Origin of the sequence: Solwaraspora sp. WMMD406 (genome assembly GCF_029626025.1) — a bacterium.
Taxonomy (GTDB): domain Bacteria; phylum Actinomycetota; class Actinomycetes; order Mycobacteriales; family Micromonosporaceae; genus Micromonospora_E.
Window position 1 is genome coordinate 1,645,314 of the sequence record NZ_JARUBF010000001.1, and the last position, 15,592, is coordinate 1,660,905.

Here is a 15,592-nt window from a genome sequence, read left to right on the forward strand (position 1 = left end):
CACCGCGCGGTACCATTGCGCGGTCCTCGATCGGCACGGCAGATGGGGTACTCGTGGTGGAACACCGGGACCGGTTCGCCCGCTTCGGTGCCGAGTGTGTCGAGGCGGCGCTCGCCGCGCAGGGCCGGCGCCTCCTGGTTGTCGACCCGGCCGGGGTGGACGACGACCTGGTAGAGCACACTGAGAGGTAACGGAGGTGTGACATGCCACGGGAAAAGGGACGTAAGGTCGTCGCCTCGAATCGCAAGGCCCGGCACGACTACGCCATCACCGACGTCTACGAAGCCGGCATGGCCCTCACCGGCACCGAGGTCAAGTCCCTACGGGCCGGGCGGGCGTCGCTGGTGGACGCCTTCGCCCAGGAACGCCAGGGCGAGATCTACCTGTACGGCATGCACATCCCCGAGTACGACCAGGGCACCTGGACCAACCACGAACCCCGGCGTACCCGCAAGTTGCTGCTGCACCGCACCGAGATCGACCGACTCTTCGGCAAGCTGCGTGAGGGTGGACTGACCCTGGTGCCGCTTTCGGTGTACTTCTCCGACGGCTGGGCCAAGGTGGAGCTGGCTCTCGCCCGGGGCAAGAAGTCCTACGACAAGCGGCAGGATCTGGCCAAGCGGGACGCCGACCGGGAGATCCAACGGGCCGTCGGCCGACGCGGCAAGGGGATGGACTGACCGTGCCGGGAGCTGGGCGGCTGATCACGGTGCCGGAGGGTCGTCGTGGCTAGGCACGCGGCCGAGGGCGCTGGTTCCGATGGCGCTGGTTCCGACGGCGCGGCCGGTGTCGGCCAGGTCGGACCGGACCCGGCTTCGGCCTCGATGTGGTCGTTGGCGCGATCCGGCTGGGCTGTCGCGCTCGGAGTGGTGCTCGCGCTCGTGTTCGGTGGGACGGTGTGGGCGGCGATCTCCCGCGGCGACGCCCCGCCAGCCCAGTTGATCATCGTCGCGCCGTCCGCCTCGTTGCCAGGCCCGCCCGCCCGGATCGAGACCGAGCACGGACTCGGAGTCGGTCCGGTCACCCCCGGTCCGCAGGCGTCCGCCTCGCCCACCCCGACGCCCTCGGCATCGGTCAGCCCGTCGACGGTCCCGCCGGTGCGGCCGTCCGTACCGGCGACCACCGGCGCGGAGCCCGGCGCGGAGCCCGGCTCACCGGTGGATCCGACCAGCGCCGGGCCGCCAGCAGCCGGGCCGGAGCTGACCGCGCGGTACGTGCTCAGTAGTACCTGGGATCAGGGTTTCGTCGCCAATGTCGACGTCGTCCACCGATCCGGCGGGAACCAGACGTTCGAGGTGCGACTCAGCTATCCGGACAATGTGACCATAACGGTCACCGGCTACTGGAACGCCACGCCGACCGCGGCCGGATCGGTGCTGATCTTCGGTGGTGGACCGGTCGCTCCCGGCGGCACCATCCGGTTCGGGTTCCAAGCGGAGAAGAGCCGGCCGTCCCAGGTCGATCCGGTCGGCTGCACGGTCAACGGGCACCCCTGCGTCGGCTTCTGACCGTCGGCCGGGCGGTTCGCGACGCGGCGGGCGGTTCGCGACGCGGCGGGCGGTTCGCGACGCGCCGCCTTGGTGGTAACCGGAATGAAGCTCGGCGCTCGAGGCGTTAGGATTGGCAGACCGCGAGCCACGCGGACCGGTCGACCATCGCAGGGTGGTCGGACGATCGCCAGGTCCAACGGCCACTTGGCCGCTGTCGGGCGATCACCCGGACAGACCCACCCAGGGGGTGACTGGTTTCGACTTCGTACGTTGCGGCAGGGGAAGCGAGCCGAGGAAGCCGACGTCGTCTCGAGAATCGGTCGTCGGAAACCAATAAGCGCCAATTCCAAGCGCGCTGACTTCGCTCTCGCCGCCTGAGGCGAGTAGCAAGTCTGTCGGTCTGGGAGTGCCTTCGGCCCAGTAACCGGCATCAGCTAGAGGGCTGGCCAAGCGAACCCGGTCGCGGGGTTCGTGCGGTGAGATCAAACGCGGCTGGGCCCGTCACATCGACTCGCTCGCGTGATCGGTGGGGCCGAGTAGAGGCATAGCGAGCTGCGCTCGGAGAAGCCCTGGCAAGACGCCGAAGGACCCGGGTTCGATTCCCGGCACCTCCACTGGTGACCGCCGGCACCACCGCCCGTCGTGGCGGTGGTGCCGGTTTCACTATCTGTAACCCAAGTTGCCGGTAGAGGTGGGAACCCGGCGCCGATCCGATACGTCTGACCCGACATGCGCCGTTTCACCGCCCTGTTGGGCCTACCACTGATCCTGATCGCTGGCTGCGCCCGTACCGACGGGTCCGGTCCCGGTAGCCCCGGCAGCTCCGCCGCCCACCGCTGGGAAGCGTTCCAGCAGCGGGCCGACGAGGTGGCCGAGGCATGGCGCGGGGCACCCGGGCTGGACCAGTGGCACACCGGGTACGCGCCGCTGCAGAGCCGGACCGTGCTGCCCGGCGAACCGGGGTTCACCCCGGAAACCGAACAGGCGTTCCACGCCGGTTGGTACCAGACCGAGGTGGCACTGCCGACCGATCAGCCGCCCGCCGGCACGGTCGGCTTCCCCGACGGCACGCTCGACGTACCGCTGGTCAGCGCCGCCGACGCGTACGGCGAACTGCGCCAGAGCGATCCGCCGGAGTGCCCCGCCGATCGACCCGGACCGGACGATCGACCCGGACCGGACGCGACGCCGGCGACCAGCCCTGCGGGTAGCCCCGCGGCGAGCGCTGGCCCGGACAGCAGCGTCAGCTCCGGCGAGCTCGGCGGCTGCCAGGGACTCACCGTGACAGCGGCCACCCTCGGTACCGTCGACTTGCTGACCAGCCGGGGCACCGCCACGGTGCCGGCCTGGCTCTTCGACGTCGCCGAACTGGCCACCCCGGTCGCCCGGGTCGCGGTCGACGAGTCCGTCGCGGTCCCGGCACCCAGCCCGCGAGCACCGGAGGCGAGCGGCTTGACCGACTTCGTCGCCGCCCAGGATCTCACCGACGTCGCCGGCACCGAGCTCGGCTTCCGGCTCGGTGTCGGCGCCTGCGACAGCGACATCACTCCGTTCGTCCAGGAGTACGACGACGTCGTGGTCGTGTCCGGCAGCGTCGTCCGTACCGCTGAGGTGTGCACCGACCAACTGCTGTTCCATCCGGTACGGGTGACCCTCGACGAGCCGCTGGGCGACCGGACGGTCCTGGACGCGCTTACCGCGGCACTGCTGCGTATCGACTCGGTCGGCTGAGCCATGCCGCAGCCCTACGGTCCTGATCCCGAGGTGGGCGCCGGCGCCGCCGGACACCCACGGATCATCAGGTGGCGGTTCCCCCGACAATGGGGGAAGGTCCGCCGGTCGGCGGACCTTCCGACACCGCCGGTCTTCGAGCTGCCGGTGCCGACGCCCGGTGACGCGGTGATCCTGGCCGGCGATGACAAGACGGCCCATCGGATCCGCATGTGTCTGGAGGTCGCCGGGATCACCGCCGAGGTCGTGGTGATCCCGCAGTCAGGGCAGCTCGAAGGGGAGCGTGATCCCGTCGAGTGAGTTGGCGCAGCGGCACTCCCGCCGCGCCGGCCAGGCGGTCAGCGCGGACAACAGCAGCGTACGTAGCCGGGCGGTGTTCTCACCGAAGACCCGGAACACCTCTTCCTGGGTGACCGCCTCCCCGCCCGCCACGCCCGCGTCGTGGTCGGTGACCAGCGCGATCGACGTGTAGCAGAGCGCCAGCTCCCGGGCGAGAACCGCCTCGGGGTGACCGGTCATGTTGACCACCGCGCCGCCGATCGCGGTGAACCACCGGGATTCCGCCCGGGTGGAGAACCGGGGACCCTCGATCACGACCACCGCGCCGCCGTCGTGCGGTGCCAGTCCCTGCTCGGTCGCGGTCCGCAACAACACCGACCGACCCACCGGGCAGTACGGGTCGGCGAAGCTGACGTGCACCGCGCCCTTGTCGTAGAAGGTCTGGACCCGCCCGCTGGTCCGGTCGATCAACTGGTCGGGGACGACGAACGTACCCGGGCCCAGCTCCGGCCGCAGACCGCCGACCGCGCACGGGGCCAACACCTGTCGGACCCCGAGTGACCGCAACGCCCACATGTTGGCCCGGTAGGGGATCAGGTGCGGCGGGTGCCGGTGATCCCGGCCGTGCCGGGGCAGGAACGCCACCGTACGGCCACCGACATCGGCGATCGTGATCGCGTCCGACGGTGCCCCGTACGGAGTGTCCACCTGATGCTCCACGGCGTCGTCCAGCAACGCGTACAGCCCCGAACCGCCGATGACCGCCAGCTCTGCCTGTGCCTGCATCCGTCAGCCTCCCCAGTCGAGCGGTCGTGGCCGAAACAGCGATGCCACACCCGCACGGCTAGACCTTAACCGCGCCCTGTCGGGCAAGCTATGGTGCCAGACATGGCGTTCACTGCACCCGTGGTGACGGGCGACCCTCCGAAACCGCGGACTTCCGGACACGCGTGGCAAGGACCCGCTGGTACGGGAGGTCGTGATGCACGGTGAGGGTCAACGAATCGGGGGACGGTCGATGGCGTCGATGACCGGCCAACTGCTGGTCGCGACGCCCGCGTTGAAGGACCCCAACTTCGACCGTACGGTCGTGCTGCTCGTGGCGCACGAAGCCGGCGGGGCGCTCGGTGTGGTGCTCAACCGGGCCACCGAGGTGCCGGTCGCCGACGTGCTGGGAGCCTGGAGCGCGCTGGCCCGCGAACCGTCGGTGCTCTTCGAGGGCGGGCCGGTGCAGCCCGAGTCGGCGATCTGCCTGGCCCGGACCCGAACCGGTTCCGGTCGGGTCCGGGGCTTCCACCGGATCGCCGGTGTGCTGGGCACGATCGACCTGTCGACCGATCCCGAGCCGCTGGCCGAGTCGATCTCCGGGATCCGGGTCTTCGCCGGCTACTCGGGCTGGTCGGCCGGACAGTTGGAGGAGGAGATCAACGCCGGCTCCTGGTTCGTGCTCGATGGCCTGCCGGACGACCCGTTCATGTCCCGCCCGGAGGATCTCTGGCCGATGGTGCTGCGCCGGCAGGGGGGCATGATGTCGGCAGTGGCACACTTCCCGGCGGACGTCGCGATGAACTGACCGACCCCGCGAGATGACCGGCCGGGCCGGCGTGTGTAATATTGCCCCGGTGCCCGGGAGTTCCGGGCCGACCGGGGGCCGTGGCGCAGCTGGTAGCGCACCACACTGGCAGTGTGGGGGTCAGGGGTTCGAGTCCCCTCGGCTCCACCCCGTTTTTGTGCAGTTCAATCGGCACCAGTCATCGGCTGGTGCCGATTTTGTGATCTCGTGGTCACACTGCGCCCGTCCGCTGCGCCGTACACCGACGATTTCCGATCCCTTCCAGGGGGTCCGAGGCCTTCCGCAAGCGGTTGGGGTGTCGTGTCCGGCGGTCCGCCCGGACCAGGTGGCGAAGCCTTCTCCGGGACCAGGTCCGGCCGGACGGAGGTGACCGCAGGCGGTGCGCCCTTTCCGATGGGCGTGGCGGGTAGGAGCCGACGATGAAGGTGGACGACGGACCGGCCGCCCACCCCATCGGCGGTCACCGTCGCCGGCAGCCACCGGTCGTCGCCGCACCGCCTGCCATGGTCACAGCGGCAAACCGAGTTGTCGTGCGACAGTGAGGAAGTCGTAGTAGATCCGGCCGCTCGCGATCCGGCCGTCCCGGAACTGGTAGAGCTCGCAGCTCAGACCCTCCACCGACCGGCCGCTCGGCGGCAGCGCGTCGCCGTTGGGCAGCTCGAACGGGCCGGTCTGGGTACCCCGGTTGACAACTTCGGCGACTGCGGTGTCGCCGCGTACGACGAGCGCGGTGATCTCCGTCCGGGCGTCCGGCATCGCCCGGCGGTTGGTGCGCTGCCGGGCGAGGTACGGCTCCGGGCCGGTGGTGTGCTCCCCGGCCGCAACGTCATACGCCGCGTAGTCCTCGGTCAGTAGCTCGGCCATCGCGGTGATGTCGTCACGGTTGAATCGCGCGTACAGCTCACGCAGGGTCGCCTCGTTGCGGGCCTCGCGGTCCGGATCGGTGTCCGCCTGCGCGAGCAGGCCGATCAGAAAATCCCGCGTTTCCGCGCCGAGTGTTTTCGTTCTGGTCACGGTGTACCTCCAGGGATACCTACCGGTCGGCGGTGGCTGCGGACGGGTGCCGCGCAGCCGGTAGCGCCATCGTGGGGCCGGGCGGTTCGGGCAAACCTCTCGACGTTTGCTGATCCGTGGCCTCTCTCCAGAGCTCGTGTCAGAGGCGGTGACAGTCGTACCGGCCACCGCGTGACTCGCCTTTGCTCGCCCCTGCCCGATTCGCTGTCGCTGAGACGTCGATCGCAATCGGCGAGAGGTCGCCCGAACCGCCCGGCCGTATCCAGGAACTAGCAGCGCACATCGCGTCGCCGCCGGTCGGACACGCCAGGCTGGCCGGCCCATCCAGCTGAACAGGAAACCTCAATGACGATGATGAGAACCGTCGGGCGGGCAGCGGCCCACGGCCCCGGCGGCGCGAGCCGCATGCTCGTCGGATTCGCGGTGATCGCCGTACTGCTGGCCGCCGGATGTACGACGGACCAGCAGCAACCGCCGGAGCCGGGGCCGCCGCTGAGTCCCACTCAGGCGCAGCCCCAACGACCAATGCCGATCCCGCCGCCGACCAGCCCGGTGACGCTCGCGCAGGCACGGTCCTTTCCCGCGGGGGACGCTTCCGCCGACATCGTCGCGGCCGATCTCGACGGCGACGGCGTCCTCGACCTCGCAACACCGAACTACAACAGCCACGATCTGGTCTACCTGATCGGTGACGGCAGCGGTGGTTACGAGCCACCGGTGACGATGGCTGCGGGCCGCACCCCGAACGGGATACTGGTCCGGGATCTCGACGGCGACGGCTTCGTCGATCTGGCCACCGCGAACCTCGGGTCGGACGACGTGAGCGTCTTCCGGGGACTCGGGGGCGGCCGGTTCACCGAACCCGTGCATCATCCGGCCGGTGACGGCCCCGCCCGGATCGTCGCCATCGATCTTGACCGGGACGGCGCGCTTGACCTGGTCACTCCTAACCTCAACGGCGATGACGTCACCGTCCTGTACGGAACGGGCGACGCGACCTTCGAGGCACCGGCGTCGGTGCCGGCTGGCGACGGACCGCTGCGGATCGCCGTGGCCGACCTGGACGGAGACGGACTCCTGGATCTGGTGACCGCGAACTACAACTCCGACGATGTCACTGTGATGCGCGGTGACGGTCGGCGCAGCTACGCCGTGCCGGTCGCGTACGCCGCCGACGACACCGCGGCCGGGATCGTGGTGCGCGACCTCAACGGCGACGGGATACTCGACATCGCCACGGCGAACTACGATGCCGACACGGTCGCGGTGCTGTTCGGGCAGGGTGGGGGCAGGTTCGCCGCGCCCGCCCTGTACCAGGCCGGTGACGCGCCATCGGACATCGTCGCTGTGGACGTCAACGGCGACGGTCAGCTCGACCTGGTGACGGTCAACTTCGACTCCGACGACGTCACGGTGCTCGCCGGTGACGGCCGGGGCGGGTTCGCCGCGCCTGCCTCGGTGGCGGTGGAGGACGGCCCACCGGCGTTGCTCGTCGCCGACTTCAACGGTGACGGGCTGCCGGACATCGCGACCGCGAACTCGCTGTCCGACAGCGTATCGGTGATCATCAACGAAGGTTGACCGGTGGCAGGGGCGGGGACCGGGGGCCCGGAGCCGGCCCTCGCCCCTGCCCCGGGCTGAAGACCGGTTGTTGCCCGGACGGGCCAGCCGCCCCGGCCGGGCTCTGCAGAGATGGCCGTTGCGGGCGGCTGGGCCCTTGCGGTTCGGTGCCGAAGCCGGCCGCGACGGCGAGTCTTCCGCGTCGGAAACATGAGGATTTCGAGGATCATGTCGCCCCTTCGTGTGGGCTGAATGACCGTTCCTGTGTAGTCCGCCCTACTTCAATGGTCCATCTTGGCTATTGCGCATCCGCCGGCATCTCGTACACGCGGTCGCATGACAGCGTGGGAAGCCTGTCGTACACTCCGTGAGTATCCAGGTCGATCGCTCAATTTGGATACAAGATCCTTTCGGCATCGCTCGGTGTGCGATTCGCCGGTCATCGCCCATCCAACATCAGGTAGGAGCGTCTACATGCCTCCTCGCGTGAGCGGGATCGGCGGCTACTTTTTTCGGTCCCGGGATCCCCAGGCACTCGCCCGCTGGTACTCCGACAACCTGGGAATCGATCCGTGCCCCGGGGGCGACCAGGTGTGGACTCAGGCTGCGGGACCGACGGTCTGGGCTCCGTTTCCTGAGGACACTGACTACTTCGGCGAGCGCAGCCAGGCGTCCATGGTCAACTTCAGGGTCGAGGATCTCGACGGAATGCTTGACCAGCTCCGGGCGAGCGGCACGACGATCGTGGGCGACGTGCACTCCGAGCCGATCGGCCGCTTCGCGTGGGCCCTAGACCCGGAGGGCAACCGCTTCGAGCTATGGGAGCCCGCCTAGGTCGTAGCCAGACACCCGTCCGTCATCGGGCGGTTTACCAGTGTAAATGAGAGGAGCGCAGTGTCCGATCCAACCAAGCCACCGTTCGGTACCGTTGTCGGTTTCGACCTGACGGTGCAGGACGCTGACCGGGTACGGGACTTCTATGCCGAGGTGATCGGCTGGAGCCCGATGCCGCTCGACATGGGCGGTTACAGTGACTACTTCATGATGAGTCCTGCAGGGACCCCCGTCGCCGGGGTGTGTCACGCCCGCGGCGGCAACGCGGACCTGCCGCCGCAGTGGCTGTCCTATGTCTGCGTCGAGGATCTCGACGCCAGCATCAAACGTGCGGTCGAGTTGGGTGGTGAAGTCGTCGCCGGTCCCAAGGGCACCGCTCCGGAAGCGCGATTCGTGGTGATCCGCGACCCTGCCGGCGCGGTACTGGCGCTTCGCGAGCCCGATCGTCCACAGGACGCCTGACCGCCGGCCGCCCAACAAAGGCCGCCCGATCAACGGCGTCACCGAACGCTTCCACATGTCGCCACGCTCGCCGAGACATTGGTGGGCGTGGCGACGCCTCCCGGACCCTGGCGAGGCGTCCCGCCGGCACATACCGCGCACACCGGCCGCTGTCCGGCCTCGCCCCGGACCCCCGGCACCTGCGAACCCCGGAATCGAACACCGGTCGAACACCGGCACCTCTGATCTCACGGACCTCTGATCGCCGGCACCCCGAGGAGTACGCCATGACCCAGACCCCCAGCCAAGATCTGATGGCGCCGTCACCCGAGGAGGGGGACGCCGTCCTGCTGCCCTGGCTGCGGCGAATGCTCGAGGACGAACCAGTCTGGCAGGACGGATACGGGGTCTGGCATGTCTTCCGGTACGCGGACGTGCGACTGCTGAGCGCCGACCACGAGACGTACTCCTCGGACCAGAGCCGGCTGAATCCGGCCGCCGCCGAACTCGCGCAAGGCAACCTCACGATGCTCGACCCGCCAGCGCACCGGTCGCTGCGGCGACTGGTCAGCGCCGCGTTCACCCCGCGTACCGTAGCGGAGCTGGAGCCACGGATCGCTGCGGTGACCCGTGAGATGATCTCCGATCTCGACGGCGAGTTCGACCTCGCCGAACGGCTGGCCCACCCCATGCCGGTCACTGTGATCGCGGAACTGCTCGGGCTGCCGTCCAGCGACCGGGAGTTCTTCGCGGCGTGCGCCGACCGGCTGTTGAGCATTCACACCGACGATCCGAACGATCCCGCGCTGATGGAGCGCTTCACCGCAGCGATGGGTGATCTGTCCGCGTACCTGTTGGAGCACTGCCGGCAACGTCGGAGGGCACCTGCCGACGATCTGATCACCGCGCTGGTCACCGCCGAAGTGGACGCGCGTCGGTTGACTGATCAGGAGGCGGTCAACTTCTGCACGCTGCTGCTCTCCGCCGGGCACATCACCTCGACGCTGCTGCTCGGCAACGCCGTACTGAGTCTTGCCGAGCAGCCGTCGACCTGGCGGCGGCTGCGCGAGGACCCGTCGCTGATCCCGTCGACCGTCGAGGAGGCGTTGCGGCACCGATCACCCTTCGCTCAGGTCGTTCGGGTCACCACCACCGACACCGAGCTCGCCGGCGTGCGGATACCGGCCGACTCGTACGTGATGCCGTGGCTGGTGTCGGCGAACCGGGATCCACGGGTCTTCGTCGACCCGGACCGGTTCGACATCGACCGTACGCCCAACGACCACATCGCCTTCGGCTTCGGCGGACACTTCTGTCTCGGCGCGCCACTGGCCCGCGTCGAAGCCCGCGTCGCGCTGGCGGCGCTCGTCGAGCGGTTCGCCGACCTGCACCTCGACTCTCGTGTCCCGCTTCGGTTCTACGGCCGTGGCGTGTTCGGTGTGCGCGCCGTCCCGGTCGTGGCGACTGTTTCCTGATCGACCCGGCCGGGCCCGTCCGGGTACCGGTTGAACCGCGACCAAGGGGAGATTCGTTGATTTCCTCCCCGCCCTGATGGACTGGGATTCCCTGGGTCGCTTCCTCCCCGGCCGCAACGCCGGAGTATCCACGGAAGGAATCCGATGACCGACCTGAGTCACAGACCAACCCGAGATCCCCGGCGCCAGCCGTCGCGGTGGACGGCAGGGGGCGGTGCCCTACTCGCCCTCTGCCTGCTCACCGGATGTCTCGGGGCGACGGAGAGCACACCGGACGACCCATCGGAGTCGGCTGCGGCCGGTATCTCCGACAAAATCACCATGTCGACCATGGCGGAGATTCCGGTCGGTGACGCTCCCGCCGGCTTGGAGGCCGCCGACCTCAACGACGACGGCAAGCAGGACCTCGTCGTCGTCAACTTCAACTCGAACACCGCTGCCGTCCTGCTCGGCGAGGGCAGGGGCAGATTCGCATCGCCGGTGACCTACCCGACCGGCGACAACCCCAACGGCGTGGCGTTGGCCGACCTCGATGGCGACGGCCGTCTCGACATGGCGGTCTCCAACTTCAACTCCAACGACCTGACTCTGCACTTCGGCGACGGGAAGGGCGCCTTCGCCGGGGCCAAGTCACTGCCAGCCGGCGGCGGTGCTATCCGGGTGAGCGCCGCCGATCTCGACCGGAACGGCTCCGTCGATCTGGCCGTGGCCAACTACCAGGACGACGCCGTTTCGATCCTGCTCGGCGACGGTACCGGTGCGTTCGCCGAGCCGGTCAAGTATCCGGTAGGCAAGGATCCGAACCGACTCACCGTCGTCGACGTCACCAATGACGGGGTGCTCGACATCCTCACCTCGGACATCGGCGACAAGACCATCTCGCTACTCACCGGCACGGGAAAGGGCACCTTCGGCGAGGCCAAGGCGATGCCGGCCGGAGACACGCCGTCCGGCGTCGCCGTCGGTGACTTCACCGGCGACGGCAAACTCGACCTGGCCACGGCCAACTACGGCGGTGAGACGGTGACCCTGCTCGCCGGTGACGGCAAGGGTTACTTCGAACAGAAACAGCAGTTCGTCGCGGCGCGCGGCCCGGGTGACATCGTCGCCGCCGACTTCAACGGTGACAATGCCCCCGACCTCGGCGCCGTCGCCCCCGAAGCGGCCGACGTCATCGTGCTGTCGAACAGCCGGAGCGAGGGAGTCTTCGGCACGGCCCAGTCCTTCGACGCGGGTGAGGCACCCGCGGCGATCATCGCTGCGGACTTCGACGGGGACAACCGCCTCGACATAGCGGTCAGCAACTCGCTCTCCGGCAGCATCACCGTGATGCTCAACGGCACCCAGACCGCAGAGGGTGCCTCCCTCGCGCCGGTCGCCCTGGTCACGAACGAGAACTCGGCCACCGTTTCGCTGATCGACGCCCGGTCCTCGACCCTGCTGGAGACCATCGACATCGGCGGTGACCGTCCGGGCGGGGTGGCGCTGACCCCGGACGGCCGACGGGCGTACGTCGCGAACCTCGGTTCCGACAACGTCTCGGTGATCGACCTTCCCGGCCGTCGGTTGCTGACCACCATCGCCGTCGGCCGCCAGCCCAACGGGATCGCGGTGTCACCCGACGGCACTTGGGTCCTGGTCGCCAACGAATTCTCCGACACGGTCTCGCTGATCGACCCGGCCACGAACGCGGTGACCGCCACCATCCGGGTGGGGGAGCGCCCAGTCGACGTCGCCTTCACCCCGGACAGTCGATACGCGTACGTTCCGACCAACATCTCCTACGAGGTCGCCGCCGTGGATGTCGCACGGGCGTCCGTCGTCGCCCGTACCCGGGTCGGCGCACGACCCGGCGGGGTGGCCGTCAGCCCGGATGGTCGCCGGGTGTACGTCACGAGCATCGCCGACGACCAGGTCAGCGTGGTCGACACCGCCACCAACACACACGTCTCGGACATCGACGTAGGGGACTGGCCGCTGAAGGTCGCCTTCAGTGCGGACAGCCGGCGTGCCTACGTGGTCACCTACAGTGCCGACGCGGTCGACGTGGTCGACGTCGCCAGGGGCACGGTCGTGGCGGCGATCGATGTCGGTGTTCGTCCATACGGGTTGGCTTTGTCGCCGGACGGGCGTCAGGCCTTCGTGACCAGCCAGGGCGGCAATTCGGTCTCGGTGGTCGACCTGGAGCGAGGCGAGTCAGTGGCTACCGTGGCGGTCGGCGAACACCCGATCGGGGTGGCCTCGGTGCTGGCCCCGATGAACACGGTCGACGCGTAGTCAGCCTAGACCAGGCGCCCGCCGACGGCCGGATTCGTCACCGGATCCGGCCGTCGAGGGTGTCACCGGTGTCACCGCCTGCCGTGTGATCAGCCCGAGCACCGCCGCCACCGCGGCGTTCGCCGCACCGATCTGAGTCACCGTGAGCGGCACGACCTCAAAGGTCGCGAGCAGGTTGAGCAGAGCCAGCACCGCGGACTGAATCAGCACCGGCTCCCGCCGCCAGGCCAGCCACCGCGTCACGACGACGTCCACGCCGGTCGGCCCCACCGGCGGGCGAAGGCGATCGCCTCCGGCGCCAGCCTGGTCGCATTCTCAGTCCGGTCGCCCGGTACTCCGTCTGCGACCGGGCGATGATCCGGGTCGTCCCCCCGGCTCGTCCCCGCACCAGTCTGACCGCCCGGTCCAGGCGGCCAGCTGCCGCCAACCGCCAGGACGACGATCGGCTCGAAGCCCGCCGGCACCCCCAACTCCAAGCGCAGCCGCTGGTGGTCGAAGCCGCCGAATTGGCGGCACTGCCAACCCTGCGCCCGTGCTTGTACGCACATCCGGCCGACGGCCATCCCCAGCTCGTACTCGGTGCCCGGCATCGGTACGCCGTGCGGATCAGTGGTCTGCGCCAGGGCCAGCAACAACGCGGCAGCCCTCAGCGAGCGGTCCTGGTTGATCGGGTTCAACGCGGTGCGCAGCAGCGAGAACGTCGCGTCGCCGCGACAGCCCAGGATGAACCGCCACGGCTGACGGTTCCATTTCGACGGGGTCCATCGCGCAGCCTCGATCAACCGTACCAGTTGCGCGGTGTTCAGCGTTTCCGGAGCGAATCGGTGCGTGGAGTCAGCTGGTGCGAGTAGCGGGTGCAGCGCCGCCTGATCAGGTGGATTCGTGGGTGACATGAGCACGGCCTCCACCGGTGCATCGAGTTATCGCTTACCGGTCTATCGGAACAGCGATCGGCATTGACTTCTTCCGAAATCTTGCTAACCGGTGCGCGCCGTCTTCGCGCAAGGTGGAAGAAGGTTGCCGGCGAGCCAAAGCGCTAGAAATCTACCGAGCGTCAGTCGTGCTCGTACCCATCAACCGCGAGGCAAGGAGATCAGCCGTGCCGCCACCCTCGGCTGCCCATCAACCGGACTTGCCGGCCGCCGTCGCACCGCACGGCGAGGGCTTCCGGCTCCGCCGAGTAGCGACAGACCCGGCTGGTTCCGGAGATGGTGCTATATCGCCCGATGGCGCCTACTTCGTAGCTTCATCGAAGCGGAACGGAACAGTCAATCTGTGGATATTCGACCTACGTAACGGCCGGTGGCATCAGGCCACCCGTGGGGCAGGTGATGACATCGAGGGGCAGTGGTCACCGGATTGCCGCCGTATCGTCTTCACCTCTACGAGGGGCGGACACAAGCAGATATGGTGGTATGACGTCGCCACCGGTCGCATTGAGCAACTAACGTTCGGGGATCATGAGGAAGAGTATCCCTCCTTCGCTCCGGATGGCCAGCGAATCCTGTATGTCGGCGGTCCCTGGGGGCACCGGTACTTCTACGTCGTGCCGGCCAGTGGTGGTTCTCCACGTGCAGTGGATCGGCCGCCGGGAAGGGCGGGTGCCGGTTCCTGGGCACCGGACGGCCGCTGGCTGGTGTGCCATTCCTACGACACCGGGGCCGGAGCGATATTCCTGCAGGATTCAGAAGGTGCCGAAGAGATCCAGGTCACCGACGGAACAGCTTGGGACTACAAGCCCACAATTTGTCCCACCCGGCCGGTCGTCGCGTTTTCCCGCAGCAACGAAGGCCGCTCGGTCATCTGGGTACAGCGCCTCGGCGACGGGGACGGCCGTCCTCTGGTCACCACCGGCGCGGACGACCGGTGGCCGACGTGGACCGCAGACGGTCGGAGTCTGTTCTTCCACCGGTTGGTCGACGAGGGCCGTTCGATCGGCATGTGGGACCGCGCCACGGGCGAGGTGCAGGAACTCGTCGGCGGGCACGAACGGCCGCGGTATGCGTCGTTCGACCCGGCTGGGCGACGGATCGTCTACGCCAGTGAGGGCACCGGACGGTCCACCATCAAGATTCTGGACCTGTCCGACCACGCGCTGACGGCTCTGTCGGTGGGAGAGGCGTCGTTTCCCGCTTGGTCGCCGACCGGTGCACGGATCGCGTTTTGCTCGCGCCGTGGGCCGGCGCACCGCTGGCAGATCAGCACGGTGGACGTGGCGACCGGGAAGGTTCACGACTGGACGTCAGGGGTGGTCGGGCTGCGACGCCTACATGGCCCGCTGAGCTGGTCACCCGATGGCAACCGAGTGCTGTTCAAGAGTGAGACCGAGCCATTCGCGGCGAACATCTACGAACTCGACCTGCTCACCGGCGGGGTCAGCGCGGTCACTGACGACTCCTGGTGGGACGAGGCTGCGGCATACACGCCGGACGGCGCCGCCGTGATCTTCATGTCGACCCGTGGCGGCGACTGGACCTGGGGCTTCTACCGCAAGGACCTGGCGACCGGCGAGATCGAGACGCTGGCCGGTCCGGACTACGTGGAGCGGAACAGCCCCCGGCTCACCCGCGACGGCGTCCTGTTGTCGACGCTGGTGGCCGCTACCAGCGAGGAGCTGTACGAACAGCGTCCCGACGGTACCGGGCGAATCGTCGCGGCGGCGGGTCAAGGGGTCCGCTATCCGGTGCCGTCCGCTGACGGACGAATGGTGCTGTTCGCCCGCACCCATCGCACGGTGGAGTACTGGCTCGCCGAGAACGTCTGGGCGGCGGACTCGCCGGTCGCCGACCTGGCGCGTCCGCTCGTGGCACGGGCCACGGGCGGCACGCCGATCAGCGAGCAGGCACCACTGGGGCCGGTCCGGAGCCCGGTCGACACGCGACGCAGATGACGGATGTGAACCGCTCATCCGGTCGGGT

15 protein-coding genes, 1 tRNA gene, 1 other RNA gene and 1 pseudogene are annotated in these 15,592 nt (G+C 68.8%); 14 read left to right on the forward strand and 4 right to left on the reverse strand.

The genetic code is table 11. The features are described 5' to 3' along the window. Positions 1-44: 44 nt before the first annotated feature. From O7632_RS07495 to O7632_RS07520, 6 genes and pseudogenes are all read left to right on the forward strand, one after another. Positions 45-173: pseudogene (locus O7632_RS07495) on the forward strand (IS607 family transposase); the annotation flags it as partial. A gap of 30 nt (positions 174-203) precedes the next feature. Continuing rightward, positions 204-680, forward strand: a complete 477-nt coding sequence (gene smpB / locus O7632_RS07500) for an SsrA-binding protein SmpB (RefSeq protein ID WP_278112553.1) — start codon at positions 204-206, stop codon at positions 678-680. Between the two features lie 45 nt (positions 681-725). Beyond that, positions 726-1,508: a cellulose binding domain-containing protein gene (locus O7632_RS07505; RefSeq protein ID WP_278112554.1), complete on the forward strand. Its 783-nt coding sequence runs from the start codon at positions 726-728 to the stop codon at positions 1,506-1,508. 225 nt (positions 1,509-1,733) lie between these two features. Next, positions 1,734-2,107: a transfer-messenger RNA gene (ssrA, locus tag O7632_RS07510) on the forward strand. A 112-nt stretch (positions 2,108-2,219) separates the two neighbouring features. Continuing rightward, complete coding sequence (locus tag O7632_RS07515) at positions 2,220-3,221, forward strand: hypothetical protein (RefSeq protein ID WP_278112556.1); 1,002 nt, start codon at positions 2,220-2,222, stop codon at positions 3,219-3,221. 3 nt (positions 3,222-3,224) lie between these two features. Further along, a complete protein-coding gene (locus O7632_RS07520; RefSeq protein ID WP_278112557.1) occupies positions 3,225-3,521 on the forward strand; it encodes a hypothetical protein in 297 nt (98 codons plus the stop codon). On the opposite strand, the gene O7632_RS07525 is transcribed toward O7632_RS07520, so the two are convergent. After that, entirely contained in the window at positions 3,483-4,286 is an 804-nt protein-coding gene (locus O7632_RS07525; RefSeq protein ID WP_278112559.1) for an S-methyl-5'-thioadenosine phosphorylase, read from the reverse strand. The genes O7632_RS07520 and O7632_RS07525 overlap by 39 nt on opposite strands. Before the next feature lie 196 nt (positions 4,287-4,482). Between O7632_RS07525 and O7632_RS07530 the strand changes: the two genes are divergently transcribed. After that, positions 4,483-5,073, forward strand: coding sequence for a YqgE/AlgH family protein (locus O7632_RS07530; protein ID WP_278112561.1), 591 nt, complete (start codon positions 4,483-4,485; stop codon positions 5,071-5,073). A 74-nt stretch (positions 5,074-5,147) separates the two neighbouring features. Next, positions 5,148-5,220 (forward strand) — tRNA-Ala (locus tag O7632_RS07535). 360 nt (positions 5,221-5,580) lie between these two features. Here the strand turns inward: O7632_RS07535 and O7632_RS07540 are convergent. Continuing rightward, complete coding sequence (locus tag O7632_RS07540) at positions 5,581-6,087, reverse strand: ester cyclase (RefSeq protein WP_278112562.1); 507 nt, start codon at positions 6,085-6,087, stop codon at positions 5,581-5,583. A gap of 345 nt (positions 6,088-6,432) precedes the next feature. Between O7632_RS07540 and O7632_RS07545 the strand changes: the two genes are divergently transcribed. The 5 genes from O7632_RS07545 (at position 6,433) to O7632_RS07565 (ending at position 12,674) form a co-directional block, all read left to right on the forward strand. Beyond that, the gene (locus tag O7632_RS07545) at positions 6,433-7,668 is read left to right on the forward strand and encodes a VCBS repeat-containing protein (RefSeq protein ID WP_278112563.1); all 1,236 of its coding nucleotides are present in this window, start codon (positions 6,433-6,435) and stop codon (positions 7,666-7,668) included. A gap of 465 nt (positions 7,669-8,133) precedes the next feature. Then, positions 8,134-8,481: a VOC family protein gene (locus tag O7632_RS07550; RefSeq protein ID WP_278112564.1), complete on the forward strand. Its 348-nt coding sequence runs from the start codon at positions 8,134-8,136 to the stop codon at positions 8,479-8,481. 60 nt (positions 8,482-8,541) lie between these two features. Next, positions 8,542-8,943: a VOC family protein gene (locus O7632_RS07555; RefSeq protein ID WP_278112566.1), complete on the forward strand. Its 402-nt coding sequence runs from the start codon at positions 8,542-8,544 to the stop codon at positions 8,941-8,943. Positions 8,944-9,209: 266 nt separating this feature from the next. Continuing rightward, a complete protein-coding gene (locus O7632_RS07560) occupies positions 9,210-10,397 on the forward strand; it encodes a cytochrome P450 (protein WP_278112568.1) in 1,188 nt (395 codons plus the stop codon). A 330-nt stretch (positions 10,398-10,727) separates the two neighbouring features. Continuing rightward, on the forward strand, positions 10,728-12,674 hold the full coding sequence (locus O7632_RS07565) for an FG-GAP-like repeat-containing protein (protein ID WP_278112570.1): 1,947 nt from the start codon (positions 10,728-10,730) through the stop codon (positions 12,672-12,674). On the opposite strand, the gene O7632_RS07570 is transcribed toward O7632_RS07565, so the two are convergent. Together O7632_RS07570 and O7632_RS07575 are read right to left on the reverse strand one after the other, a co-directional pair. Next, positions 12,675-12,917 carry a hypothetical protein gene (locus O7632_RS07570; protein ID WP_278112572.1) on the reverse strand — a complete coding sequence of 81 codons (243 nt, stop codon included), beginning with the start codon at positions 12,915-12,917 and terminating at the stop codon, positions 12,675-12,677. Then, entirely contained in the window at positions 12,914-13,567 is a 654-nt protein-coding gene (locus O7632_RS07575) for a nitroreductase family protein (protein ID WP_278112574.1), read from the reverse strand. Before O7632_RS07575 ends, O7632_RS07570 begins: the two co-directional genes overlap by 4 nt. A gap of 206 nt (positions 13,568-13,773) precedes the next feature. Here O7632_RS07575 and O7632_RS07580 point away from each other — a divergent pair, with 206 nt between their 5' ends. After that, a complete protein-coding gene (locus O7632_RS07580) occupies positions 13,774-15,564 on the forward strand; it encodes a peptidase S9 (protein WP_278112575.1) in 1,791 nt (596 codons plus the stop codon). Positions 15,565-15,592 lie beyond the last annotated feature (28 nt).

Coding starts and splice junctions, on each gene's coding strand:
- O7632_RS07560 (WP_278112568.1), top strand. CDS start 9,210: ATGACCCAGACCCCCAGCCAAGATCTGATGGCGCCGTCACCCGAGGAG.
- O7632_RS07575 (WP_278112574.1), bottom strand. CDS start 13,567: ATGTCACCCACGAATCCACCTGATCAGGCGGCGCTGCACCCGCTACTC.
- O7632_RS07530 (WP_278112561.1), top strand. CDS start 4,483: ATGCACGGTGAGGGTCAACGAATCGGGGGACGGTCGATGGCGTCGATG.
- O7632_RS07565 (WP_278112570.1), top strand. CDS start 10,728: ATGGCGGAGATTCCGGTCGGTGACGCTCCCGCCGGCTTGGAGGCCGCC.
- O7632_RS07545 (WP_278112563.1), top strand. CDS start 6,433: ATGACGATGATGAGAACCGTCGGGCGGGCAGCGGCCCACGGCCCCGGC.
- O7632_RS07525 (WP_278112559.1), bottom strand. CDS start 4,286: ATGCAGGCACAGGCAGAGCTGGCGGTCATCGGCGGTTCGGGGCTGTAC.
- O7632_RS07515 (WP_278112556.1), top strand. CDS start 2,220: ATGCGCCGTTTCACCGCCCTGTTGGGCCTACCACTGATCCTGATCGCT.
- O7632_RS07520 (WP_278112557.1), top strand. CDS start 3,225: ATGCCGCAGCCCTACGGTCCTGATCCCGAGGTGGGCGCCGGCGCCGCC.
- smpB (WP_278112553.1), top strand. CDS start 204: ATGCCACGGGAAAAGGGACGTAAGGTCGTCGCCTCGAATCGCAAGGCC.